This is a genomic window from Bacillota bacterium, assembly GCA_023511455.1.
Classification (GTDB): domain Bacteria; phylum Armatimonadota; class HRBIN16; order HRBIN16; family HRBIN16; genus HRBIN16.
In genome coordinates, this window is the sequence record JAIMBJ010000016.1 from 37,683 (window position 1) to 61,673 (window position 23,991).

22 protein-coding genes are annotated in these 23,991 nt (G+C 59.4%); 15 read left to right on the top strand and 7 right to left on the bottom strand.

What is annotated here, in order from left to right; translation table 11 throughout:
* Positions 1 to 257: 257 nt before the first annotated feature.
* The 4 genes from K6U75_10120 to K6U75_10135 are packed head-to-tail and all read left to right on the top strand — an operon-like array spanning position 258 to position 2,971.
* Positions 258 to 1,184 carry a hypothetical protein gene (locus tag K6U75_10120; protein ID MCL6475392.1) on the top strand — a complete coding sequence of 309 codons (927 nt, stop codon included), beginning with the start codon at positions 258 to 260 and terminating at the stop codon, positions 1,182 to 1,184.
* Between the two features lie 55 nt (positions 1,185 to 1,239).
* The gene (locus K6U75_10125; protein ID MCL6475393.1) at positions 1,240 to 1,887 is read left to right on the top strand and encodes a sigma-70 family RNA polymerase sigma factor; all 648 of its coding nucleotides are present in this window, start codon (positions 1,240 to 1,242) and stop codon (positions 1,885 to 1,887) included.
* 2 nt (positions 1,888 to 1,889) lie between these two features.
* On the top strand, positions 1,890 to 2,291 hold the full coding sequence (locus K6U75_10130) for a zf-HC2 domain-containing protein (protein ID MCL6475394.1): 402 nt from the start codon (positions 1,890 to 1,892) through the stop codon (positions 2,289 to 2,291).
* A 5-nt stretch (positions 2,292 to 2,296) separates the two neighbouring features.
* Positions 2,297 to 2,971: a hypothetical protein gene (locus K6U75_10135; protein ID MCL6475395.1), complete on the top strand. Its 675-nt coding sequence runs from the start codon at positions 2,297 to 2,299 to the stop codon at positions 2,969 to 2,971.
* Between the two features lie 10 nt (positions 2,972 to 2,981).
* Here K6U75_10135 and K6U75_10140 read toward each other — a convergent pair whose 3' ends face one another.
* The 5 genes from K6U75_10140 to dnaK all read right to left on the bottom strand — a co-directional run bounded on the left by K6U75_10140 (position 2,982) and on the right by dnaK (position 7,869).
* Positions 2,982 to 3,812, bottom strand: a complete 831-nt coding sequence (locus K6U75_10140; GenBank protein ID MCL6475396.1) for a helical backbone metal receptor — start codon at positions 3,810 to 3,812, stop codon at positions 2,982 to 2,984.
* A 140-nt stretch (positions 3,813 to 3,952) separates the two neighbouring features.
* Positions 3,953 to 4,330 (bottom strand): MerR family transcriptional regulator, encoded by a 378-nt coding sequence (locus tag K6U75_10145; GenBank protein ID MCL6475397.1) that lies wholly within the window; start codon positions 4,328 to 4,330, stop codon positions 3,953 to 3,955.
* A gap of 22 nt (positions 4,331 to 4,352) precedes the next feature.
* Positions 4,353 to 5,390, bottom strand: coding sequence for a DnaJ domain-containing protein (locus K6U75_10150; GenBank protein MCL6475398.1), 1,038 nt, complete (start codon positions 5,388 to 5,390; stop codon positions 4,353 to 4,355).
* Between the two features lie 110 nt (positions 5,391 to 5,500).
* Positions 5,501 to 5,956, bottom strand: coding sequence for an Hsp20/alpha crystallin family protein (locus K6U75_10155; GenBank protein MCL6475399.1), 456 nt, complete (start codon positions 5,954 to 5,956; stop codon positions 5,501 to 5,503).
* Positions 5,957 to 6,039: 83 nt separating this feature from the next.
* Positions 6,040 to 7,869, bottom strand: coding sequence for a molecular chaperone DnaK (dnaK, locus tag K6U75_10160; protein ID MCL6475400.1), 1,830 nt, complete (start codon positions 7,867 to 7,869; stop codon positions 6,040 to 6,042).
* Between the two features lie 209 nt (positions 7,870 to 8,078).
* On the opposite strand from dnaK, the gene K6U75_10165 reads away from it, so the two are divergent.
* The 4 genes from K6U75_10165 (at position 8,079) to K6U75_10180 (ending at position 12,043) form a co-directional block, all read left to right on the top strand.
* Positions 8,079 to 9,434: an NAD(P)/FAD-dependent oxidoreductase gene (locus K6U75_10165; GenBank protein ID MCL6475401.1), complete on the top strand. Its 1,356-nt coding sequence runs from the start codon at positions 8,079 to 8,081 to the stop codon at positions 9,432 to 9,434.
* 68 nt (positions 9,435 to 9,502) lie between these two features.
* Positions 9,503 to 9,880: a hypothetical protein gene (locus tag K6U75_10170; GenBank protein ID MCL6475402.1), complete on the top strand. Its 378-nt coding sequence runs from the start codon at positions 9,503 to 9,505 to the stop codon at positions 9,878 to 9,880.
* A gap of 58 nt (positions 9,881 to 9,938) precedes the next feature.
* The gene (locus K6U75_10175) at positions 9,939 to 11,606 is read left to right on the top strand and encodes a formate--tetrahydrofolate ligase (GenBank protein MCL6475403.1); all 1,668 of its coding nucleotides are present in this window, start codon (positions 9,939 to 9,941) and stop codon (positions 11,604 to 11,606) included.
* A 56-nt stretch (positions 11,607 to 11,662) separates the two neighbouring features.
* Positions 11,663 to 12,043, top strand: a complete 381-nt coding sequence (locus K6U75_10180) for a bacteriohemerythrin (GenBank protein MCL6475404.1) — start codon at positions 11,663 to 11,665, stop codon at positions 12,041 to 12,043.
* 319 nt (positions 12,044 to 12,362) lie between these two features.
* On the opposite strand, the gene K6U75_10185 is transcribed toward K6U75_10180, so the two are convergent.
* Complete coding sequence (locus K6U75_10185) at positions 12,363 to 13,217, bottom strand: ParB/RepB/Spo0J family partition protein (protein ID MCL6475405.1); 855 nt, start codon at positions 13,215 to 13,217, stop codon at positions 12,363 to 12,365.
* Entirely contained in the window at positions 13,195 to 13,971 is a 777-nt protein-coding gene (locus tag K6U75_10190) for an AAA family ATPase (protein ID MCL6475406.1), read from the bottom strand. The genes K6U75_10185 and K6U75_10190 overlap by 23 nt, the downstream gene beginning before the upstream one ends.
* Positions 13,972 to 14,093: 122 nt before the next feature.
* Here K6U75_10190 and K6U75_10195 point away from each other — a divergent pair, with 122 nt between their 5' ends.
* The 7 genes from K6U75_10195 (at position 14,094) to K6U75_10225 (ending at position 23,988) form a co-directional block, all read left to right on the top strand.
* Complete coding sequence (locus K6U75_10195) at positions 14,094 to 16,301, top strand: polysaccharide biosynthesis tyrosine autokinase (GenBank protein MCL6475407.1); 2,208 nt, start codon at positions 14,094 to 14,096, stop codon at positions 16,299 to 16,301.
* Positions 16,298 to 17,362: a glucose-1-phosphate thymidylyltransferase gene (locus tag K6U75_10200; protein MCL6475408.1), complete on the top strand. Its 1,065-nt coding sequence runs from the start codon at positions 16,298 to 16,300 to the stop codon at positions 17,360 to 17,362. Before K6U75_10195 ends, K6U75_10200 begins: the two co-directional genes overlap by 4 nt.
* Entirely contained in the window at positions 17,359 to 18,558 is a 1,200-nt protein-coding gene (locus tag K6U75_10205; GenBank protein ID MCL6475409.1) for an oligosaccharide flippase family protein, read from the top strand. The genes K6U75_10200 and K6U75_10205 overlap by 4 nt, the downstream gene beginning before the upstream one ends.
* Before the next feature lie 63 nt (positions 18,559 to 18,621).
* Positions 18,622 to 20,352: an efflux RND transporter periplasmic adaptor subunit gene (locus K6U75_10210; GenBank protein ID MCL6475410.1), complete on the top strand. Its 1,731-nt coding sequence runs from the start codon at positions 18,622 to 18,624 to the stop codon at positions 20,350 to 20,352.
* The gene (locus K6U75_10215; GenBank protein MCL6475411.1) at positions 20,349 to 21,578 is read left to right on the top strand and encodes an ABC transporter permease; all 1,230 of its coding nucleotides are present in this window, start codon (positions 20,349 to 20,351) and stop codon (positions 21,576 to 21,578) included. Before K6U75_10210 ends, K6U75_10215 begins: the two co-directional genes overlap by 4 nt.
* 141 nt (positions 21,579 to 21,719) lie before the next feature.
* The gene (locus K6U75_10220) at positions 21,720 to 22,919 is read left to right on the top strand and encodes a hypothetical protein (GenBank protein ID MCL6475412.1); all 1,200 of its coding nucleotides are present in this window, start codon (positions 21,720 to 21,722) and stop codon (positions 22,917 to 22,919) included.
* A 16-nt stretch (positions 22,920 to 22,935) separates the two neighbouring features.
* Positions 22,936 to 23,988 carry a hypothetical protein gene (locus tag K6U75_10225; protein ID MCL6475413.1) on the top strand — a complete coding sequence of 351 codons (1,053 nt, stop codon included), beginning with the start codon at positions 22,936 to 22,938 and terminating at the stop codon, positions 23,986 to 23,988.
* Positions 23,989 to 23,991: the final 3 nt, after the last annotated feature.

Below are 23,991 nucleotides of genomic sequence, written 5' to 3' on the forward strand. Positions count from 1 at the left end.
GTCCGTCTTAGAGAATCAGGCTCTTCCGAGCCGTCAAGTATGAACGGCGCATCCATCGGAAAGGCGATACTGTATTCTTCGTTGCGACGAGCGTAAAACCTTTCCGGACAGTGTGTGGCCGGAGGCAGCTGGAAATACGGTACAATAAGTGGTGGCGAACAGAGTCACGGCAGTAACCGCCGTTTCTCACGGAGCGCAACTTTTTGAAGGTGTTTGGTGTCTAATAAGAAATGAAGGAAACGAGGAGGTCGTTCCAAATGCGCTGGAGAACAATTGCGGCTATCGTAGCGTTATCTGTTTGTGCGGCGATCCCGCTGTGGGCGCAGCAGGAGCCGGGCGAGCCTCAGCCGCCGCCGGAGCCACCTTTAGAGGTACCTTTGGAGCCTGTCATGCCACCCCCACCGCCTGCGGAGTTACAGCCGCCCGTTGAGCTGCCTCGTCAGCAAATACGCCAGCAGGGTCAGCAGGCTGGCAGTAACGTGCGTCGGGTGCTGGAGAGCATTGCAGAGCGGTTCAAACTGCAAGTCGTGGTGGACCCGCTGTTGCAGGCGCGTGTGACACCGCCTGCTGAAGCGAACAGCGCTCAGGCAGCTCTGGACGCAGTCGTCAAGCAAATCCCCGGTTCGGCATGGCGCAAGGTGTATCTGCGGGCAGATATGGAACTGCCAGCCTCTGAAACGCTGGTCAACTGGGTACGCACCCTCGTGAATCTGGAGGCGCAAGGGTTGATGATTGCGGATGCCAGCGGCAACCGCATTACCTCGTTCGTGCGCAACGTGACCGTTTCGCCGGATTTTGAGCAACAGCTGGGTCAGATGGTTCCAGCGTTCAAGACGCGACCGGTGTATGTGGTGTTCTACCAGCAACCGATGCTGGCGCAGACCGGACAGCGCACGGGGCAGGGGCGCGGGCGCGCGGAGGATTTCCTGGCGCTGGAGCAACAGCGGATGCAGATGTTCCTGCAGATGTCGCCGGAGGAGCGCCAGAGGGCGATACGGATGGGCATCCAGATGTTCATGAATATGGACCCTTCGGTGCGCATGCAGATGATGCAGGAAGGGATGCGCATGTTCATGAACATGTCGCCCGAAGAGCGCAGGATGCTGATGGAACAGGGAATGCAGATGTTCCAGCAGATGTTTCAGGGACCACCTCCCGGTCCGCCACCGGCACCCGGACGATAAAAATCGGGAAGGCGCGCCTGCGCCTTCCCCGACAGTGCGTGAGGAAGGGTGACAAATGGTTCTGGCGATTGGCACGCCCTCGGAGGCAACACAGGAACTGGCATTTAACATGGTAGCACCGCTGGACGAGGACCTCTTACTGGTTCGTCGCTGCGGCGACGGGGATGCCGCAGCCTTCGAGAAGCTCTATCACAAGTACGTACGGCTGGTATACAGCGTGGTGTACCGGATGGTGCCCGGTGAGGAGGCCCACGACCTGACGCAAGAGGTATTCATCCGCGCGTTCAAGAACATCCGCTCTTTCCGTGGAGACAGCAGCTTCCGTGCCTGGCTGTTGCGTATCGCGCACAACCTGTGTTGTAATCGCCTGCGCGACATGAAGCGAGAGAAAGCCGATTCGCTGGAAGAGATGGCGGAGCGAGAGAACGGCAGCTACGAGCCGGTTTCCGACGATGACCTGCAGGCACACGTGGAGCGCGAGGAACTTCAACGCAAAGTGCGGGAGGTGCTGGCACGCCTGCCGGAAGATTACCGAACCATGCTGGTACTTCGCGACTTCGAGCAACTGAGTTACGAAGAGATCAGCCACATTACGGGATTGACCATCGCCAATGTCAAATCGCGCTTGCACCGCGCGCGTTTGGCTTTTAAGCGTCTGTTTGAGCCTTATTATCAGGCGTACTATCAGGGGGTAGGTGAGTAACCATGCGTTGCGACGAAGTACAGGAACGACTGAGCGCGCTGATTGACGAACAGCTGAGCCCGCAGGAGTACGAGCAGCTACAGCATCATCTGCACACTTGCGAGGCTTGCTTCCGGGAGTATCAGGAGCTGCGCCGGTTTGTAGAGTTCTGCCGACAGCTGGAAGCGCCAGAACCGAAAATCGACCTGTGGCGTGAGTTCCAGCCGATGCTCGCCGAGATCGTCGCCGAACAGAAGATACCGTTCGCGCAGCGGTTGCGCCGCCAGTGGAACCGTCTGGTGTCGCAGCTTTGCTACGGCATCATCCTGTTCCTGCAGGTGGTGACGTATCAGTTGACCATCACGCTGTCGCGTTACATCGTGGAACCTGAGCGTGCGGCATACGGTCGCCCGGCACAGGGGTGATGGCGGTGAGTATCGAAAGCGTGATACAGTGGTTGCAGACACCTTACGCGACTGTACTGCTCACCTTTATCGGGCTGGCGTTTCTGGTGGCAGAATTTCTGACCCGTCCGGTGTGGTCGTGGGTGGGCACGGTGGGAATGCTGTTTCTGGGGATGGTGTTTGTGGCTCACCTCTGGAGCGGCTCACACTGGTGGGGTATGGTGGTGTTTGCGCTGGGCGCGGCACTGGTCATTGTAGAGACACACGTCCTGCCCGGACGGGGAATATTCGCGTTGCTCGGCTTCCTGTGCATCTTCGCAGGTATGCGTGAAGCGATTATGATCGAGTCGCACCCCCTCTTTGCGCTGGTGGTCTCATCGATACTGACCCTGATGAGCATGGTGGTCTTCTTCGTTTATCTGCCCAAGAGCCATCTATGGCGCGAGATGCAGCAACGGATGCAGATGTCCATGCCTGCCAGCTGGGAGGCTCAGCGCAAGCTCCTGGGCGCAGAAGGCGTTACGCTCACAGACCTGACGCCGGGCGGCACCGCGCGGATTGGCGATGTGAACCTGCATGTGTTGACCGAGCAGGAGTTCTTACCCGCCAACACCCCTGTGCGCGTGGCGGATGTGCGTCCCGACGGTGTGGTGGTGGAGCCGTTAAACAAGCCCACGCGCTCGGAAGTGGAACACGGTTAACCTCCTGCGCCTATCGGTGGTGCCTCGCCCAGAAGTGGAAGTGCCCCTGTAGCCACGTTGCCGTCTCCATCATGGACGGCCCCTCATGGATAATGTTTTGCCCTTTTTGCACGGTGCCTGCCACCACGTAGGGCGCAGGATTCCACCGATGCCAGCCGCGTTCCTCGATGAGAGCCGCGATGTCCACCGGGTAATCGGGTTCCGTGTGGAAAAGCAGCACATCGGGTCTCGCTATCTCTACCTGCGCCAGATCCGGTGAAAAGTAGGCGCGGCGGTCTCGCCCGAAGATATTGTCTCCTCCGGCGGCTTCCACCAGATCGTGGATGAAGCTGAGCGCGCCCACCGTGCGCATGTGCTTGCCAAACCACAGTTCGATGTACACGCGCGGGCGGCGTAGTGGGGCGGACAGGTAGAGCGTTTGAAACTGCTGTTCCCACCGTTGGCGCAGGCGGCGGGCAGACTCCACCTCGTTCAACAGCCCACCCAGGAGGTTCAGGTTCTCCATGACTCCACTGACACTGCTTGGCAGCGGCAGGGCGTATACCGGATAGCCCTCTTGCGCCAGACGGATACCCAGCGTACGCTGGATACCGCTAGTGAGCAATATCAGGTCGGGATTTATCTGTTGAAGCAGTTGTTTGTCGACGCGCAGGTAATCGCCTGCTATGGGCAGGTTGTTCTGGGGGATATAGCGGGAACAGTATGCGGAGATGGCAGCCACGCGATGCCCATAACCCATCTCGAAAATGGTCTCGGTCAGGGAAGATGCCAGACAAACAATGCGCTGCGGACGTTCCGCCAGCTCGATATCCACACCCAGGGTTTCACAGAAGACTCGCATGAATCGCCTCCCTCCACGGTTTGCCGTTCACAGTGTAGCAGTACTTGCGACGGTTGTAAACAGGCTGGTGCAGTACCGCGAGGGAGCGAGGCGGGGTGCCCTGTGTGATACAGGCAAGGCGTCAATGGGGGGATGAAGGCTTACAGCTCGCGCACCACACGGGCGGGCAGAGTCTGTCGCTCGGACAGAATCTGCTCGACGCGCTCCTGCACCATCTGTTCCATCTGGGCATGAAGCGTTTCCAGCTCCTGCTGGAGTCGCTCTACCTTGTCCAGCAGGTCGAGAATAATTTCCACCCCGGCAAGATTCACCCCTAAGTCGCGCGTGAGGCGCTGAATCTGGCGCAGACGCTCGATGTCCGCCTGCGAATACAGGCGGTTTTTCTGGTTCACACGCTTGGGACGTATCAAGCCCATGCGCTCGTACATGCGCAGCGTCTGCGGATGCATATCACACAACCTCGCTGCCACGCTAATCAGATAGACCGGTTCGTGCTTGTCGCGAATGCTGTCTGCCATACAACATCCCCCCTTGATACCATTACACACGAGTCGTTGTTGCCGTGCCGTGCAGTTGTGCCAGCTGCTGCAGCAGCTCGCGCTCGCGAGTGGTCAACGTGCGAGGCACGGTAATACGCGCCCGAGCGTACAGGTCGCCATAGCCGCCGCCTTTCAAGCGAGGCATTCCCTGACCGGCGAGCCGAAACACCTGCCCGCTTTGCGTGCCAGCAGGCACCTTCATGGTCACACTGCCCTTGAGAGTGGGCACGCGCACCTCGCCTCCGAGCGCGGCGGTGGTATACGGAATGTCCACATCCACATACACGTCGTCGCCTTTACGCTCGAAGGTAGGATGCGGGCGCATGCGTACAATCAGGAACAGGTCGCCGCGCTGCCCACCACGTCCGGTCAGTCCCTCGCCCGCGAGGCGAATTTTCGAGCCGTCCTGCACTCCTGCAGGGATGCGCACCTCCAGCCTTTTGCTGCGAGGTAGCGTTCCTCGTCCGTGACAGTTGGAACACACCTGTCCCATGGTGAAGTAGCCGCTGCGTGTGCGTGCTGCTCCCGTACCGCCGCACTGTGGGCAGGTGTCTTGCAGGGTCACGGACAGCGGTTTGGTTGCTCCGGTATACGCCTCCTCCAGCGAGACCTCTATCGGATATTCCACATCCAGCGAGGCACCGAATACTGTGTCGAAATCTGCCTCGGCGGTACGGCTGCGCCCGAACGCATCGCCAAACAGCGTGGCGAACAGGTCACCCAGCCCGCCGAAGCCGAAGTTGCGCAAATCCTGCCATCCGCCACCGCTGGAGAACCCACCAGGCTGTTGTTGCTGCTGTTCGCTGTAGTATTTCCACATCTCGCCGTACTGGTCGTACTTGGCGCGCTTCTCCGGGTCGGAGAGCACCTCGTATGCCTCGCTGATCTCTTTGAACTTCTCCTCCGCGCTCTTATCACCTGGGTTGACATCCGGGTGGTATTTGCGCGCCAGTCGGCGATACGCCTGCTTGATCTCCTTTTCGGTGGCGTTGCGCGGTACACCGAGTATCGCGTAGTAGTCCTTGTATTTGAAGTTCATCGTTGCCTTGCCACCTTCTTACCGATGGTATTGCTCATATTGCTTGAAAAAGGGGCAGGGCAGCCTGCCTGCGCCCTGCCCCTCCCGTTGCACAGGCGAAGGTAGGGGAATTATCCCGCCTTCACCTGCACCTTCTTCGGACGCACCTGCTCCGCTTTGGGCAGGGTGATGGTCAGCACGCCGTCCTTGTAATGCGCCGTCACCTTCTCGGCGTCGATCGGCGTGCCGAGCGTGAACGAGCGCTGGAACGTGCCATACGCCCGCTCGATGCGCACGTAGTCCTTACGGCGCTCCTCGTCCTGGAACTTGCGCTCGCCTTTCACGCACAGCGTGTCGCCCGTCAACTCGATCTCCACCTCTTCGGGCTTCACGCCGGGCAGCTCCATGTTAATCGTGATTTCGTTGTCGTCCTCGCGCACGTCCACCGCAGGCGCCCACACACGAGGCAGCGTGGGCTCGGTGCGGCGCGCCGCAGCGTTGCCGAAGAACTGGTTCATCAACTGGTTCATCTCACGCTCGAAGCGAGTCAGCATGTCCACCGGATCCTCCCATCGCACCAATGCCATCGTTGGTCACCTCCTTCTCCGTTGAAGTGATTTTTGGTGCTATCTGGACTGCCCGCGGGGATGCCGCGGGCAGTGGTGTCCGATTACTCGGACTTGAACTCGGCGTCGATGACCTCGCCGTCGCCGGATGAGCCGGAGCTGCTGCTACCGGTCTGTGCGCCGGTTCCAGCATAGGTCTGCGACGCCTGTTCATACAGCCTCTGCGACAGGCGGTACGACTCCTGCTGCAAGGCTTCCATCCGCTGCCGGATGAGGCTGATGTCGTTCTTGTTGATGGCGTCGCGCAGGTCGGAGATTGCCTGCTCGATGCGCAGTTTCTCGTCCGACGGCACGCGGTCGCCCAGGTCGCGCAACATGCGCTCGGTCTGATACGCCAGCGAGTCCGCCTGGTTGCGTACTTCGGCTTCCTCGCGGCGACGGCGGTCTTCTTCCGCGTGCGCCTGCGCCTCTTTGACCATACGGTCAATCTCCTCGCGCGTCAGGTTGCTGGAGCCGGTGATGGTAATCGCCTGCTGCTTGCCGGTGCCCAGGTCCTTCGCCGAGACGTGCAGGATACCGTTGGCGTCGATGTCAAAGGTCACCTCGATCTTGGGCACCCCGCGCGGCGCAGGCGGTATACCGGTCAGGTGGAACCGCCCCAGCGTCTTGTTGTCACGCGCCATCTCGCGCTCGCCCTGCAGCACGTGGATTTCCACCTCCGTCTGCCCGTCGGCAGCGGTGGTGAAGATTTCGCTCTTGCGCGTCGGGATGGTGGTGTTGCGCTCGATGAGCTTGGTGAACACGCCGCCCAGAGTCTCGATACCCAGCGACAGCGGCGTCACGTCCAGCAACACCACATCTTTGACTTCACCGCCGAGCACGCCCGCCTGAATCGCCGCACCGATGGCGACGACCTCATCGGGGTTCACTCCCTTATTCGGCTCCTTGCCCGACAGCTTGCGCACCAGCTCCTGCACACAGGGCATGCGCGTCGCGCCACCGACGAGGATCACCTCGTCGATATCCTTCACGTCCAGCTTGGCGTCCGACAACGCCTGATAGAACGGACCCTTCAGCCGCTCCACCAGATCGGCGGTGAGTTCCTCGAACTTGGCACGGGTAATCTTGTAAAGCAAGTGCTTTGGACCCTCGGCGTCGGCGGTGATGAAGGGCAGGTTAATCTCGGTCTCCACCATGCTGGAGAGCTCGATCTTCGCCTTCTCCGCCGCTTCGCGCAACCGCTGCATCGCCTGCGGGTCCTTGCGCAGGTCGATACCCGTCTCTTTCCTGAACTCATCCGCCACCCAGTTGACGATGCGCATGTCGAAGTCATCGCCACCCAGGTGCGTATCGCCCGAGGTGGCTTTCACTTCGAACACGCCATCGCCCACCTCCAGAATGGACACATCGAAGGTACCGCCACCCAGGTCAAAGACCAGAATCGTCTCGTTGGACTTCTTGTCCAGTCCGTACGCCAGGGACGCGGCGGTTGGCTCGTTGATGATGCGCAGCACCTTCAGCCCGGCGATTTCACCCGCGTTCTTGGTCGCCGTGCGCTGAGCGTCGTTGAAGTACGCTGGCACGGTGATGACCGCAGCATCCACCTTCTCGCCGAGGTACGCCTCCGCATCCGCCTTCAGCTTCTGCAGGATCATCGCCGAAATCTCTTCCGGCGTGTACTCCTTATCGTCGATGCGGATGCGCTCGCGCGTACCCATCTTGCGTTTGATCGAGATGATGGTGCGGTCGGGGTTGATAATCGCCTGCCGTTTAGCGGCTGCGCCTACCAGTCGCTCACCGGTCTTGGTGAACGCCACCACCGACGGCGTCAGTCGACTGCCTTCGGCGTTCGGGATAACGACTGGCTCGCCGCCTTCCATGACCGCCACGACCGAGTTGGTGGTTCCCAGGTCTATCCCTACTGTCTTTCCCATATCTATCCTCCGTGTGGATGATTGCGTTTGTCGTGCGTTTTCATTATCGGCTGTTTTTCCGTGCATGATTATACCACTTGAGTGTATCTTTGTCAAGTGATTTGAGAGGATTTTTTGAGGAAATTTTTCATGCATCCATCCGCGAAGCGAGGAATCCTTGAGAGTGGTTTCCGAGTCCAACTCTTTAGACCGCAGGAGGTAGGTGAACGATGTCCAAACGTTTTGTGGTCATTGGTGGTGGTTCGGTAGGCGTGTTTGCCGCGCGGGAGGCGGCACGGTGGGGTGCGGAGGTAACGCTCATCAGTGAAGGTGAAATCGGCGGACGCGCCACGTGGGATAGTCTGGTTCCCAGCAAGGTGCTGCTGGCTGCGGCAGACACCATTTTGGATGCACGCCATGCGGCGTATCGTGGCGTGCAGGTTGCCGTCTCCGACGTGCGGGTTGGCGACCTGATGGAGCGTATCCGACAGCGTACGCACGAGTGGGGCGCGGCGCAGAAAGCGTTGCTGGAACAGGCGGGTGTGCGGATAGTGTACGGGGTCGCCTCTTTCGCCGATGCGCACACCCTGAAAGTGCAGACCCCGCAGGGAGGTGAACAGCAACTCGGCTTCGATGTTGCCCTCATAGCCTCTGGTTCCGTGCCCATCTTTCCCCCCAGCATGAAGCCCGATGGCAAACGTATCCTTGCTCCACGCTTCATGAGCAGCCTGTCCTCGTTGCCCGAACGGCTCATCATGGTAGGCGGAGGCGTTACGGGCAGTGAGTTTGCCTACCTGTTCCGCGTGTTGGGCTCGGAGGTGACGGTGCTAACCGACATGCCGCGCTTGCTGCCCCGCGCCGACGAGGAGGTTTCGCAATCGCTGGAGCGCGCCTTCGAGCAGATGGGCATTCGCGTCATGCTCTCTTCCCCGGTAGAAAGTGTGACGGCGACGCCCAGCTGGGTTCACGTGCAGCTGCACGACGGCAGGACGTTTGACGCCACCCACGCTTTCATCGCCATCGGCAGGCGTGCAGACCTGTCGCGCCTGAATCTGGAGGCGGTGGGCTTACAACCCACACCGCAGGGCGTCCCTGTGAACGAGTACCTGCAGTCCCCAGTGCCCCATATCTATGTCGCCGGTGACGCGGCTGGCGCGCCATTCACCGTGAACCGGGGGTGGGCTCAGGCACGGGTGGCGGTGCGTCATGCGCTGGGGGTGCCGGTAGAACCGTTCCGCCCGGAGCTGGTGGTGGAAGCGGTGTATACGCAGCCGCAGGTGGCGCAGGTTGGGCTGACGGAGGCACAGGCGCGGGAGCAGGGGCTCAGGGTCAAGGTGCTTCGTGCCCATCACGCCGACAACCTGAAGGCGCAGCTGCTGGGCGAGCGGGAAGGGTTCGTCAAACTGGTGGTAGAGGAAACCACCGACCGACTGCTGGGAGGCTCGGCAGTGGGCGCACATGCAGCAGACGTACTTGCGTCTCTGGCGGTGGCGATGGCACTGGGTGGAACGTGGGAGACTCTGGCTTCGGTCTATCCTGCCCATCCCACGCTGGTGGAACTGCTCACCGAGGCAGCAAGGGGGTAGAAGCGGTTGTTTTCAGGCTCCTCGAATCTGCGTCCGAAACTGCCGAAAATCCTTTTCGGGAGGAGACGATGAGAGAGCAACCCGAGGAGCCTGTGTCGCGCAGGGAACTGAGACGGCAGGTGTTTCGCTGGATACGCATCCATCAGGTTTACCTGCTACCCAACGGGCGTCGCTGGCGCACGAAAACGCTGTATCGCCGCCGAACCTCACAGGAGCAGCAACCAGTGGAGGTGCAGTACTTTTGTGCCCTGCACCAGCATATTCGCCTGGCACTGTTGCAGACTCCGGTCGACCATTCGTTACCGGGTGTGGTTCGGACGCCGCATCCGGAGCGCCCCGGACGGTTCCTCATCCTGTTTTGCCCCGAGTGCTGTGGCGCAGGATACCATCGTCTCCATTTCCCCATGCCGGCTCCCTCCAACGATTTGCACATCCCGCCCGGGTAGGAAACTTCCTGCTTTGCAGTGAAGCTACTAAGAGCATCTTCCGCAACAGGAGGTTCACATGCCGTTACCCATTCGCGACGTGGCGAATCTGTTGGGATTGCTCGATGAGGAGCTGATACTTTACGGAGAATACAAAGCAAAGATCCGCCTGAGTGCCATAGAGCGACTGTCAACGCGTCCGCAAGGAAAGCTCGTTGTGGTCACCGCCATTACTCCTACACCTGCTGGTGAAGGCAAAACAGTCACCACGCTGGGACTGGGCGATGCTCTGCGTTTTATTGGGGAGCAGGCTGCCGTGTGCATCCGTGAGCCCTCATTAGGACCGGTCTTCGGGGTGAAGGGAGGCGGTGCTGGTGGAGGGCGCGCACAGGCGTACCCGGCGGATGACATCAACCTGCATTTCACCGGCGATATACACGCGGTCACCGCAGCGCATAACCTGCTGGCGGCGATGGTGGATGCGCATATTTACCACGGCAACGCGGCAGGTTTCGATGCACATGGTGTGTGGTGGAATCGCGTGCTGGACGTGCCAGACCGTTCCCTGCGGCGGGTAATTACCGGTCTCGGAGGCAAGTCCAACGGGATACCGCATGAGACCGGTTTTGAAATCACTGCCGCCTCTGAAATCATGGCAGTTCTCTCTCTCAGCACAGACCTCAGCAACCTGCGTCGCCGGTTGGGGCAGGTAGTGGTGGGTGTGACACGCGACGGGGAGCCCATCACTGCAGAAGCCATTGGCGCCGCTGGCGCGATGACATTGTTGTTGAAAGATGCGCTGATGCCTAATCTGGTGCAAACGCTGGAGGGTACCCCCCTTCTGGTACACACCGGTCCTTTCGGCAACACGGCGACGGGTTGCAATTCAGTACTGGCTGATCGAATAGCTTTATACACATCGGATTATGCGGTGACAGAGGCAGGATTCGGTTCTGATTTGGGCTTTGAGAAGTTCTGCCATATTGTGTCACCCGTGCTGGGCAAATCACCCGACGCTGCGGTACTGGTAGCTACCGTGCGCGGTCTGAAAGTGCACAGCGGTCACTTCAAAGTGGTTTCTGGCAAGCCTTTACCGGTAGAGCTGGAGCACGAAGACCTGGACGCACTGGAAAAAGGCGCAGAAAACCTGCAAGCACACATCCGTATTGTGCACCGGTTGGGCGTTCCGGTGATAGTTGCGATTAACCGATTCCCAACCGATACAGATGCGGAAATAGAGCTGTTACGCAGGCTGGCGATTGCTGCGGGTGCAGAGGGCGCGGCGGTATCCGAATGTTTTGCGCGTGGTGCAGAGGGAGGTATCGCGCTGGCAGAGGCAGTGCGGGATGTTTGTAAACAGTGCAACAGCCGGTTCCAACCTCTCTATTCCGTCGATGACTCTTTGCAGCAAAAGATAGAGACCATCGCCACGCAGGTGTACGGCGCGCAGGCGGTGCACTATGAGTCCGGAGTACGCCCACAGCTAAAGCAGTTCGAGAAGTGGGGGTTCCGCCATCTGCCCATCTGCTTTGCGAAGACGCAGTTCTCTTTATCTCACGAACCGGGCTTGAAAGGGGCTCCGAGTGGCTTCACCCTGCCGGTTTCGGAGGTGCAGCTGGCGGCGGGGGCAGGGTTTGTGCGCGTGCTGTGCGGGGACATCACGACCATGCCGGGATTACCGGCTGAGCCGGCTGCAAAACGTATGGATGTGGACCCCACCGGACAGGTGATGGGTGTGTCGTGGTAGTCTGTTCGCCTGGGCAAGCCGATAATAAGAGCAGAATCCCTTCAGAGGTGAACAACATGTCGTTCATGAGTTGGCAAACAGACTACCAGATTGGTGTGGCGGAGATAGATAACCAGCACCGGCGTCTGGTAGAAATGGTGAACTCTCTCCATGAAGCAATGAAGTCCGGTACAGGCAAAACGCTCGTCCCCAAAATACTGAATGATTTGGTGGAGTATACGGTGTCTCACTTCAGCACGGAAGAGCGTTTTATGCAGGAGACCCGTTATCCTGAGTATCCTCTGCACAAACGCCAGCACGAGGAGCTGACACGACAGGTTCTGCAGATTAGGGCACAGATAGACAGCGGCAGCCCTGTGAACACAATAGGGGTCATGAACTTCCTGAAGAACTGGCTGGTCAACCACATCCTTGGTTCCGACAAGAAGCTGGGTTAGTATATCATCAGTCAGCGCAAAGCGGCGTAGCCTCTCAGGGCACTGCCCTGCTCTGGCAGTGCCCTGCTTCAATCGAAATTGCCGTCACTGTAAACGTCATCTTTACCACGAGGACGGGTGAATACTCGCTGCTGGTGCGACTGCATAAAGGGGGCATGTTGTTTATCTTGGTCTTTCTCAGATGCTTGCGAGACTATCGACATATTATTGCGTTACAAAGTAACACTGGTAAGCACGTGTGATTCCGGGCTTTTCCGGAGATACGCAATTGAAAGACCAACTTGCACCTTGACCGACCGGCAAGAGCAACGTTTTCTCGCTACCTCGTGATGGTATCGACAATACGGGAGAGGTCCTCCATATCATAGAAATGGATTTCGATGGTACCCCTGCCGTTGTGGCAATGTATTTGCACGCGCGTAGCGAGGGTATTGCGCAGAGTGTCTTCCAGCGCGATGATATGAGGGTCGGGCGCAGATGTTTCACGTGAAACACCTGGTGGAGTGCCCGATTCCTTTTCCCGACCGGCAGCACGCGCCGCGCGTTCAGTCTCCCGCACGGTCCATCCCAATCGCAAGACACGGTGGTAAATGTCCAGCCTTGTCCCTTCCGGCGCCATGAGTAAAGCGCGCGCGTGTCCCTCCGTAATCTTTCCCTGCCGAAGGCCCTCTATAATCTCGGCATCCAGTGTTAGCAAACGCAAAGTGTTCGCCACCGCAACGCGGCTCTTGCCCACCTTTCGAGCCACCTGTTCCTGTGTAAGGCCGAATCGCTCCATCAACATGCGATACGCCATGGCCTCTTCAACCACGTTAATGTCCTCGCGTTGCACGTTTTCTACAATAGCCAGCTCCAGACGCTCCTCTTCGCTTACCTCGCGAACAATCGCTGGAATCGCACTCAGACCCGCGAGCCGTGCCGCACGCCACCGTCTTTCTCCAGCTATCAGCTGGTACTTACCCTCAGGGAGCGGCTGAACAATAACCGGCTGAAGCACACCGTGTTCACGAATGGACGCTGCCAGTTCTTCGATGCTTGTACCGTCCATATCACGTCGTGGCTGGTCCGGGTTCGGCACAATCAAAGCCACCGGAATCTCCGTTGATCCCTCGCCGGCGCTCTCCACATCTGCAATCAGTGCAGACAAACCCTTACCCAGTCCTCTGCGCATCATCCCCCATCACCTCCATGGCAAACTGCCGGTAAGCCTCCGCACCCCTCGACTTCGGGTCATAAACCACCACCGGTAAGCCAAAACTGGGCGCCTCGCTCAACCGTACATTGCGCGGAATCACTACGGGCGAAACAATGTCCCCAAAATAACCCCGCACTTCCTCCTCCACCTGCTGAGCCAACCGCAAACGAGGGTCCTTCATCGTTAACAACACATGAGCGATGCGTAAGTCCGGATTCAGACGCCGACGCACGAGTTCGATCGTGCGCATCAGCTGCGACATCCCCTCCAAGGCATAATACTCGCACTGAATGGGTACTATCGCCTCTTCACATGCCGTCAAACAGTTTATCGTCAGCAGACCCAGCGACGGAGGAGTGTCTACAAAGATATAGTCATACCTGTTCTTCAACGGTTCCAGCGCGTGCTTCAGTACTTGCTCCCGACTGATGCGCGTCATCAGCTCGATCTCTGCGCCTGCAAGGTCTATTGTGGAGGGCACGATGTCCAGCCCGTCTATAGATGTGCGCATCACCACTTCATCGACAGGCAAATCGTCTACCAGCACGTGATAGATGCTGCTGGGCAACTTGTTCTTTTCAATGCCGACCCCACTGGTCGCATTGCCCTGAGGGTCCACATCAACCAGCAAAACCCGGCGATTCGCCAGGGCGATAGCAGCTGCCACGTTGACCGCCGTGGTGGTCTTGCCCACTCCACCCTTTTGATTCACAATCACGTACAGCGTGCCCATACGCGCATCGTCTCCTCTGGTCTTTGGGCTTCCACATCACAAATGCTGATTCCTTCTCTCATTGACTTTTCCCTCACCTGTTGCTACACTGAAAGCAGTTGCTCAGGAGGTTCCACAGAGCTGTGTCCGGTGAACGCGCCCTGTTATCGCGAATGTTAGACATCCTGTGGAGAAGGCGCAGATACGCGCTGACATGTTTCGCGCTGGTTGTGCTGGGTACCGCTGCCATCACTTTCACGGCACGTCCTGTCTATCGCGCGAAGGCGGTGGTGCAGGTCGAACAGCCTTCGGGCTTTGTACTGCGGACGGACGTCTTCGGTGCGGGTTTTGCTCGCGTGGTGCCTCAAGAGCAGGCGGAACTCATGGACACCTATTCTTATAAGATGCTTGTAGATTCCGTAGTCACTATATCGCACCGTAGCGGCATCCTACTGTCCCAATACAAAAATACAGAACACGTCAAGTCTCTTTTTGAAGGCATACTGTGCCAGACTCCGAATCCTGTGGACACGGAGGGATGTATTCTATCGCGCGCTGCTCAGATAGAGGGGCGCAAGCCCGGTGAACCCAAAGACGAAGATGAATTCGAGCAGGAGCTCAGCGCACGTTTGATAGAGGATACCGGTCTCATCGAACTGTTCGCCGAATCCACCTCACCGCGCCGCGCACAGGATGCCGTGAACGCAGCGGCACTGGTTATCGTCTGGCAAAACGAGCACGTGCGCAAGGAGGAGGCGCGGAACACCGTCCGCTTTATCCGTAACCAGCTGGAAGCGCCAGGAGGGGTAAAGGAACAATTAAATCAAGCCGACGAGAAACTGGCGTCTTTCAAGAGGAAAAAGCAGTTTCTGGACGCAGGGGAACAGATGCGCGCGCTGATGCTGCAGATGGTAGAGATGAGCAACCGACGCTGGCAGGGCAACCTGCGCCTGACCGACCTGCGTACGCGCCTGGCTGCCACGAGACAGAGGCTGGGGCAGGAACCTTCTACGGTCATTTCACCCACCATCTACGAAAACCCAACGGTGCAGGAAATCAAGAAGCAGCTCGTAACAGCGGAAGCGGACCTGCTGTCGCTGCAGGCACAGTTCACCGAAGAGCATCCTCGGGTGCAGTCCGCCATCGCTCGCGTGGAAGCACTGCGAGAGCGGCTCCGGCAAGAAGCGGCGCGCATCGAAAGCGTGCAGCGTTTGCCTAACCCTGTGTATCAAGAGTTATACAAAAGCGTTGCCTTGCTGTCCGCCGATATTGTGGGGCAAGAGGCACAGATAAGTGCACTCGAACAGGCGATGGAGAATATCCGGAAGCAGATGCTGGCAGTGCCAGAACTGGAAAAGCAACTGACCCAGCTGCTACGTCAACGACAGGCTCTGGAGAAACGTTACCTGTTCCTCGTAGAGCGATTGCAGGAGGCAGAACTCACGCAGGCGGTGAAGCTCGGCAACGCCCGCATCGTGGATCTGGCGCAGCTGCCGGGCAAGCGTGTCAAACCCCGACGAATCATGAACATCCTGATGGGCATGCTACTCGGTGCTTTGCTGGCAGTGGGCTTCTCTCTGTTGCTGGAGCAACTGGACCGTCGCCTTACCTCCGCGCAAGCGGCTTCAGAATGGCTGAACGCACCTCTGCTGGCTACCATTCCTGCGTTGCGTGACGGGGCAAACACCCCTGTGCTGACGGAGCCTGTTGCCGTTGAAGCGTTCCGTAACCTGCGCGCCAACATCCGGCTCGCGAGCCTCCCTCGTTCTGTGCCCGTGCTGATGGTCACCTCCGCGTCCGATGGCGAGGGCAAGACCTTTGTCTCCAGGCATCTGGCGGAAAGCATGGCGCGCTCGGGGCGGCGTGTTCTTCTGGTAGATGCCGACCTGCGTCAGCCGATGCAGCACCATCTTGAGGACGTGGCACCATCACCAGGACTCACCGAATTCCTTCTCGGCGAGAAGACACTGGATGAATGTGTTCGTGCCACGCGTATGAATAACCTCTGGCTGTTGCCGTCGGGGAGTGTTTCCTCTGGTTCACCCGAATTGCTGGAGAGTGCCAGCCTGCAGGATATGATAGCGCAGCTGCGAAGCGAATATGACACTCTTATCCTCGATGCACCACCAGCAGGACTGTTCGCCGACGCGCGAATGCTGGCTCTGCACTGCGATGCCATCCTGCTGGTCGTTCAGCCGGGCACCACTCTGCGCGACGAAGCTCTGCGTGCGGTAGAAACTGTCCGTGCTGTGCCGGAGGCAAGGCTGCTGGGCATTGTTGCCAACAAGGTGCCCGTCTCCATCAACAGCCGGCAGTCCCACCATCCTTCAATAAGGAGGCGCAACTCGTGAAAGGACTGATACTGAGCGGCGGCAAAGGAACCCGCCTGCGCCCGATTACCTACACCGGCGCGAAGCAACTTATCCCGATTGCGAACAAGCCGGTGCTTTTCTACGGCATCGAAGCCATCCGCGACGCGGGTATCACCGACGTGGGCATCATCGTGGGCGACACCCGCGAAGAGATTATGCAGGCGGTGGGTGACGGTAGCCGGTGGGGTATCCACGTGACCTACATCCATCAGCCCGAGCCATTGGGGCTGGCGCATGCGGTCAAAATCGCTCAGGGATTTCTGGGCGAGGAGCCGTTCGTGATGTATCTGGGCGATAACCTCGTCAAAGAGGGCATCACCCCCTTTGTGCGCGAGTTCGAACAGATGCGCCCGAATGCACAGATCCTGCTGGCGCACGTGCCCAACCCGCAGGATTTCGGCGTGGCGGTGCTGGACGGTAAGCGCGTGGTGCGTCTCATCGAGAAACCCAGACATCCCCCCACTGACCTCGCGCTGGTAGGAGTATACATGTTTGACCACCACATCTTCGAGGCAGTGAACGCCATCCAGCCCTCCGCGCGTGGGGAACTGGAGATTACCGACGCCATCCAGTATCTCATCGACCACGGCTATCAGGTACGCTCGCACATCATCAGCGGCTGGTGGAAAGATACCGGCAACCTCGATGCCATTCTGGAAGCCAATCGCATCCTGCTGGAGGATATCGAACGCGATGTCCGCGCGGAAGTGGACAGCCGTTCACGCCTGCACGGGCGGGTGTGCCTCGGAGAGGGTACGCGCATCATCAACAGCGTCATTCGCGGACCTGTCATCGTCGGAGCCAATTGCCTGATTGAGAACGCGTATATCGGTCCGTTCACCTCCATCGCCGATGGCGTGCAGGTGGTCTCCAGCGAAGTGGAGCACAGTGTGATTCTGGAGGGTTGCCGCATCCTGAACATCGGCTCGCGCATGGAGGACAGCCTGCTAGGGCGCAATGTGACCGTCTGCCGCGATGAGGGCAAACCGCGCGCCGTGCGGCTGATGCTGGGAGATAACAGTCAGGTTAATCTGCTGTGAAAAACTGGTGGTATAACACCCGGTGGCTGCTCGGTTCGCAGTTCGCAGCCCGCGCGCTGGGATTGCTGAACAACGTGCTGCTGGCGAGACTGCTTGCCCCCGTCTCCTACGGTGACTTCACGCAGGCGATGGCGATTGCCGGTTCGCTGGCTCCTTTTGCCGATACAGGTATCTCCGCCATTATCACGCGCCATATTGCACGCCGTCCCCGCTCATCGGCGGTTTTGGGTGCGGCTATCGGATTGCGGATACGGCAGAGCCTCCTGCTGTGGGGTATCATGGTGCTGGGTTCATGGTGGATATACGGCGCATCTCATCTCGGGCTGGCCTTGATGCTGGCAGGTGCATACTGGGCGCTGGCGTGCATCCAGCAACTGCTGGCAGGAGTGGCTCGGGCGCGGCTACAGGCGCATATCGAGACGCGAGCCGTCGCTCTGGAAAGGGTTAGCACCGTATTGCTGGCGGCGGCCGGCGCGCTGTGGTTTGGCTTAACGGGTGCGCTGGCTGGAGTGCTGGGGGGCGGTATCTTCGCGCTAATCACTTACCTGCGTTGTTTGCCCCTTCCTCGGGCGCGGTTGCGCTGGCGCATCTGGAAAAGACTGGTTGCACTGGGCGCGCCGCTGGCAATAGCCGATGTATGTCACGGGTTCATCATGCGGGTGGACATCCTGGCTGTTGCGATGCGCTATGGTTCGCAGAGCGCAGGCTGGTATGGCAGTGCCAGCGTGCTGTTGTGGGCAAGTAACCTCGTCGCTGGCTCGATGGCGCTGGCGCTGGTTCCTGCTGCCGCCGCGCAACGCGGTGAAGGTGCCGGGCTGGGGCTGAGAGTACTTGGCTCGATGCTGGCTACGGCGATGGCTTTGGCAACCGCGCTTGGTGTCGGGGCGTCGCTGTGGATACCTCTGCTGTACGGCGAGGCTTATGAACCTGCCGTGCCGGTGCTGCACGTGCTGGCGTGGTGCCTGTTTCCTGCCTCGGTAGTGGCCTGGGGCAACGCTGTGTTGCTGGTGCGTCACCGAACGGCATGGGTGGGGTTGGTGGCGATAGCGGGCACACTCTGCATGCTCGCGTGTCTGTGGTGGTGGGTGCCGCGCTACGGCTTGCTGGGGGCTGGATACGCGCAACTGGCGACCCAGTGCATCATGGCTTCCTCGCTGATGCTGCTCGTTTCGCAGGAGAAACGGCAATCCGGGTGAAACTTCATGCGGGCAGAACGGTCATAAATAGAGGATTCCAGACGTTCATCAAGGGAGGACGGTGTGAGCACTTTTTTCCGTCGTCGGTGGAAACTGTTCCTGTTCGGCTGTTTGCCGGTGCTGATTCTGCTGGGGGCTGCCAGCTGGTGGGGGTATCGCTGGCTGAATAAACCGAAACCTCCGCCGCGTCTGGTGGAAGTCAGCCGTGGTGATGTCGAGATTATCGTGGCGGAGTCGGGTGTGCTGGAACCGCTGCGCAAGGTAGAGGTCAAAAGCAAAATCGCAGGGCGTATCCTCAGCCTGGACGTGGAGGCAGGGGACGTGGTACGCGATGGGCAGCTCATCGCCCGCGTTGACCCCGTGGAGGTAGAAGCCAGCCTGCGCCAAACGGAAGCACAGCTGCGCGCGGCGCTCGCCCGATTGGAACAGGCAAAGCTGTTAAGCGGGTACCAGCCTGTGGACACCGCCGCGCAGATCGAGCAGGCGCGAAACGCCGTGCGCACCGCCGAGATACGCTATGAGCAGGCGTTGCGTGACGCGCAGACCCAGCCTGAGGTCACACAGGCAGCGCTGGAGCAGGCGGAAGCCAGCTATCAGGCGGCGCTGGACAACCTGAACCTGCTGCTGAAAGTGACTCATCCCCAGCTGCGCACCGACGCACAGGCAGCCGTCAACGAGATGCGAGCGCAGCGCGACGACGCCAAACGCCAGCTGGAGCGGCAGAAACAGCTGCTGGCAAAGGGCTTTGTGTCGCAGCGGGAGGTGGACCTGGCAACCACCCAGCTCACCGCGGCAGAATCACGCCTGCAGCAGGCGGAACAGCGTCTGCAAACTCTGGAGGAGCAGCTGCGTCTGCAAAGAGCGGATGCAGAGGCGCGGGTGAAACAGGCGAAGGCAGCTCTGGAACAGGTGCGCGCACAGGCGAAACGCGACGAGCTGCGCCAAAAAGAGGTGGAGGCGGCGCGCGCCGCACTGGAAGATGCCCGCACGAGGCTGAGGCTGGCAGAGGCAAATCGTGTGCAGTTGCCGATGCGCCAGAAAGAGGTGCAACAGGCGCAGGCGACAGTGGAACAGCTGCAAAGCGCGCTAAAGGAGGCACGTACGCGCCTGGCGGATACCATCATCCGTGCCCCGATGAGCGGCGTGGTCACCCAGCGCTACATCGAATCGGGCGAGCTGGTCACTTCGGGCGTGGCGACCTTCTCTTCCGGAATGCCGCTGGTGCAGATTGCCGACCTGTCGCGGATGCGCATCAAACTGCAGGTCAACGAGGTGGACATCGGCAAGGTGAAGCTGGGGCAGAAGGTGGAGATACGGCTGGATGCCCTGCGCGATGAGGTGTTCGAGGGCAAGGTGCGCAAGGTGGCTCCCGCTTCGGCAGTGTCGCAGCAGGGTGTGCCGGGCGGGGCGGTTATCAAGTTTCCTGTGGAGGTGGAGATCGAAAGACCCGACCCGCGCATGAAGCCCGGCATGAGCGCAAAGTGTCGAATCATCGTGGATCGCCGCGAGAACGTGCTGCGCCTGCCCAAAGAGGCGCTGCAGTTTGTGGACGCCTCTACCGCAAAAGTGAACGTGGTGCACCGTGAGATGGTCGACGGCAAGCCGGTGGACAAAAACGAGACGCGCACGGTGAAGGTGGGCTTGCGCGGCGACGCCTTTGTGGAGATACTGGAAGGGCTGAAGGAGGGCGAGAAGGTGCGTCCGCAGCCGTTCTCCGGTCCCAAACGCCAGCAGTTTGAGTTCAATGTCAGTGCATCTGGCGGAGAGGAACGCGAAAGGGAGCGCAGAGAATGAGCCTGATAGACTCCTTTCTGACCGCGCTGGCAAACCTGCGCCGACACAAGCTGCGCTCGTTGCTGACCATGCTGGGCGTCATCATCGGCGTGGCGGCGGTGATTCTGATGGTCGCGCTGGTGGAGGGCGCGCGCTCGCGCGTGGTGGAAGAGTTCCGCCAGCTCGGTTCGAGTCTGATTATCGTGGTGTACGACCCCTCCCTGCGCCAGCGCGGCGAGACGCCGGGTAGCATTGAGGGTCTGCGCATGGAAGACGCGCAGGCGATTTTGCAGGAGTGCTCCAGCGTGAAGATGGTCAGCGCGGAGTTTACCGTCGGCAACCAGAAGATACGCTACGGAGCAGAAGAGATGGACGCCACCGTCGACGGTTGCCAGCCCGAGTATCTGTATCTGCACAACCTGCAGATGGAACGCGGGCGGTTCATCACACAGGAAGACATAGATAGCTGGGCGAAGGTGTGTGTGCTGGGCAACGAGGTGCAAAAGCGGCTCTTCGGTGACCGCGACCCGATTGGTGAAACGGTGGAAATCGCGGGCGTTTCGGCAACGGTGGTGGGGGTGGTCGCGCCCAAAGGCAGGACGTTTGGCGAGGACTGGGACAAGCGGGTATTCGTGCCGATTACCTCCCTGCAGAAGCGGTTCGTGGGGATAGACCTGGTGTCGGTTATCTTCGCGCAGCCGCGTGATCCCGATCGCACCACCGAGGCGATGGACGAAATCTGGCAGCTGCTGATGCGCCGGCATGATAACCAGCCCTACTTCCGGGTGGACAGTCAGGAACGGTTGCTCTCCTCCATCGGGCGTGTGCTGAGCATCTTCGGCTTGGTGGTGGGGGCGATTGCTGGGTTATCGCTGCTAGTGGGCGGCATCGGCATCATGAACATCATGCTGGTCACCGTAGCCGAACGCACGCGAGAAATCGGCATCCGCAAGGCAGTGGGCGCGCGCAACCGTGACATTCTCCTGCAGTTCCTCATCGAATCGATGACCCTTTCCGGCGTCGGCGGCATCATCGGTATCTTGCTGGGATGGGGTGCCAGTCTGCTGGTGGGCTGGGTGACCCAGCAGGCGAAGCTTTTCGGTGGCGAAGGCTTAACCACGCACCTGCCCCTCTGGGCGGCGACCGCGGGCTTTCTCTTCTCAGCAACAGTGGGTATCTTCTTTGGCATCTACCCAGCGTGGCGCGCCTCCCGCTTGAACCCCATTGAAGCGCTCCGCTACGAGTAATTCTCTAAATTGAACCATTAGGGCACAAAGAACACCAGGAACACGAAAGCAGGTCTTGCTTTTTTTTCGATGTGGTATGATGAAATTAGAAAAGCGGGTAACGTCGCAGTCCACGTATCGGCAGGTAGGCTTGGGCAAAGGATGAGACGCTTGCTAACGGTAACCCTGCTGATCGCCCTGGCGTCCAATTTGTGCATGGCGCAACAGCCAGCATACGAGTTCCCCCTGTCGGGCAGCCAGATGTATCGCCTGCGGTGGGCACAACAGGAAGGCAGTGCCGATTTGGTGCCCTTCCCGCCCGTGCTGGGACAGCCGGTTTGTGCCCAAAAGGGAAGCACGCTGCAGTTGGGGGTTCGCTGGAACTCGCAATATTCCCGTCTTTTGGGGTGGATGCCGATACGGGTGGTGCTCAGTCGCGCGGGCACAGGGGAGGTGATTTGGGAGCACCCCCATTCTGGGAGCAACTGGCTTGCGCCCGATGCGGTGTATCCGCTTCGGGCATTGCCGGACCATGTAGAGTATGCCACGTTGTGGAGTGAGGGCTTGCTGTTGGTGTGGACAGGCTCATGGCCTCTGCCAGTAGGTGTGATGCCCTACAGCACCGTCAACACTCCTTCGGACGTGTTCGTGGTGCTGGACGCACCCAAAGCGCCGATGAGCCCAGCGTGGGTGAGTGTGCTGCGTCTCAGCTGCAGTTGGGCGAGTCTAGCCGCAGATGAGGCTACCGCTGCCCGTAAGGTGACCAATACCCTGCATCTGTGGGGCGACTATATCGAGGGACGATGGTTCGCTCGGGACTACACGGACAGTTTCGAACGGTTCTACCTACGGGCATGCCTTACATGGTTCATGAATAACGGTCAGGTAGGGCAGTGCAACGATTTTGCAGACTTATTGTTGTGCCTGCAGACCAGCCTGGGTCTATCTAACCGCGCCGTACAACGTACGCACTCCCTTAGTCAGCGAACCAGACCTATCGACGACGAGGAATGGACGCTGTTATACTTCAGGACTAAACCGCTGGATGTAGCGCATTGGGGCAGTTCCCACTACGACGGGGTGAGTTTCTGGACATACCATCAGTTCTGCATTGAACAAAATAGTGGGCGCGTTTGGGATTCCTGCATTCAGTTTCACCCGTCACATCGTATCGCTGTAACAGGGATGCCTCGCGAGCCAGACTACAGGGACTATCTGGTGGAGGCATACATCTTCGGTATCGTCGATGCAGTGACGGGGATTATACTCGACGTGAGGGAGTATACGCAGCCCGACTTTTTCTGGAGACCGACACCCTCAGGTGGGTTGATCCCTGAGGTGACAGCAGAGTCAATTCCTTAACGGGAGGGATACACAGATGATAAGACTAAAGGTTCTGACTACAGCTTGGTTGACCGCCCTGAGCGCAGTCATGCAGGCAGCGGCTCAAATCAGTCTGACAGCGGAACCGCCCGTCGGTAAACACGAGGTGCAGGGCGTGGTGGTGGAAAACGACGGCAAGTACCAATCCACAGGCTATACCCCTGCTGACCTCTTGTTCCTGCTGTGCGAACCCGACGAAATCCCTGGCTACACAGTGGTTGTGCGGGAGTATCGTGGCCATGAGATAGACGGGGGGACGTTTGCGTGGATGGCGCCGTTCGGGCACACCCATGTCTGGCTGAACGTAGGCGGGCTGTCCTCCTCAGCCAAGCGCGAGGAGTTGAAGTGTCAGATAACCCGTCGGTGGTTTCCTCTGGAGCGCGCTCAGGCATATCTGGCACGGAAAATCGGCTCGTTCACTGAGCTGAGTAGCGGCGGTTCAATCACTGTTAGCGTGGAGCTATACCAGAAACGCGCCTCTACGAACTATGAGGATTTCCAGCGCGAGTCAGCAGCCCTATTCTATCGGGGCACGCCGTCGGGCATTCCTCTGGGCACAGAGTCGTGGTATTCGCTTGGGCCGAAAAAAAGCACTTTGTCCCTGTGCTTCGTGTATGACCGCTCCTTCGTGCGCGTGATATCGCACCCGGACCCTGCGCTTGGGGAGGCTGTGGCGCAAAGCATCCTGTATCGTTTGCTCATTCATCCCAAAGGGGTGGTGGCGCGGGCTGCGACGCCTGCGGTCACGCTCAACGGTAGACCAGTACAAAGTGCGCATCTGACGGCGTTGAACGGCACGGTGGTGGCGCCTATTTCGGTGCTCAAACCGTTTGGGGTGACGGTGGAAGTCAGCCGCAGTGTTCACTTTTGGCATGTCACCCTTCAGCGTGGGGAGCGGTGGATAGCTCTGGAGGCGTTTCGTCGGGAGGCGCGCACGCCTGATGGGATGCTGAAGTTAGAGCGGGCGGTGTTTCCGTTCAGGGGTGAGCTGGTGGTTCCGCTGCGGCAGGTGGCAGAGGCGCTGGGCTTGACGGTGCAGGTACAGTAATCA

What these genes read in the sequence shown, in the direction of transcription:
- K6U75_10165 (MCL6475401.1), top strand. Translation starts at nt 8,079, where the DNA reads ATGTCCAAACGTTTTGTGGTCATTGGTGGTGGTTCGGTAGGCGTGTTT.
- K6U75_10155 (MCL6475399.1), bottom strand. Translation starts at nt 5,956, where the DNA reads ATGGCATTGGTGCGATGGGAGGATCCGGTGGACATGCTGACTCGCTTC.
- K6U75_10145 (MCL6475397.1), bottom strand. Translation starts at nt 4,330, where the DNA reads ATGGCAGACAGCATTCGCGACAAGCACGAACCGGTCTATCTGATTAGC.
- K6U75_10190 (MCL6475406.1), bottom strand. Translation starts at nt 13,971, where the DNA reads ATGGGCACGCTGTACGTGATTGTGAATCAAAAGGGTGGAGTGGGCAAG.
- K6U75_10220 (MCL6475412.1), top strand. Translation starts at nt 21,720, where the DNA reads ATGAGACGCTTGCTAACGGTAACCCTGCTGATCGCCCTGGCGTCCAAT.
- K6U75_10170 (MCL6475402.1), top strand. Translation starts at nt 9,503, where the DNA reads ATGAGAGAGCAACCCGAGGAGCCTGTGTCGCGCAGGGAACTGAGACGG.
- K6U75_10125 (MCL6475393.1), top strand. Translation starts at nt 1,240, where the DNA reads ATGGTTCTGGCGATTGGCACGCCCTCGGAGGCAACACAGGAACTGGCA.
- K6U75_10150 (MCL6475398.1), bottom strand. Translation starts at nt 5,390, where the DNA reads ATGAACTTCAAATACAAGGACTACTACGCGATACTCGGTGTACCGCGC.
- K6U75_10225 (MCL6475413.1), top strand. Translation starts at nt 22,936, where the DNA reads ATGATAAGACTAAAGGTTCTGACTACAGCTTGGTTGACCGCCCTGAGC.
- K6U75_10180 (MCL6475404.1), top strand. Translation starts at nt 11,663, where the DNA reads ATGTCGTTCATGAGTTGGCAAACAGACTACCAGATTGGTGTGGCGGAG.
- K6U75_10120 (MCL6475392.1), top strand. Translation starts at nt 258, where the DNA reads ATGCGCTGGAGAACAATTGCGGCTATCGTAGCGTTATCTGTTTGTGCG.
- K6U75_10175 (MCL6475403.1), top strand. Translation starts at nt 9,939, where the DNA reads ATGCCGTTACCCATTCGCGACGTGGCGAATCTGTTGGGATTGCTCGAT.
- K6U75_10185 (MCL6475405.1), bottom strand. Translation starts at nt 13,217, where the DNA reads ATGATGCGCAGAGGACTGGGTAAGGGTTTGTCTGCACTGATTGCAGAT.
- dnaK (MCL6475400.1), bottom strand. Translation starts at nt 7,869, where the DNA reads ATGGGAAAGACAGTAGGGATAGACCTGGGAACCACCAACTCGGTCGTG.
- K6U75_10215 (MCL6475411.1), top strand. Translation starts at nt 20,349, where the DNA reads ATGAGCCTGATAGACTCCTTTCTGACCGCGCTGGCAAACCTGCGCCGA.
- K6U75_10130 (MCL6475394.1), top strand. Translation starts at nt 1,890, where the DNA reads ATGCGTTGCGACGAAGTACAGGAACGACTGAGCGCGCTGATTGACGAA.
- K6U75_10140 (MCL6475396.1), bottom strand. Translation starts at nt 3,812, where the DNA reads ATGCGAGTCTTCTGTGAAACCCTGGGTGTGGATATCGAGCTGGCGGAA.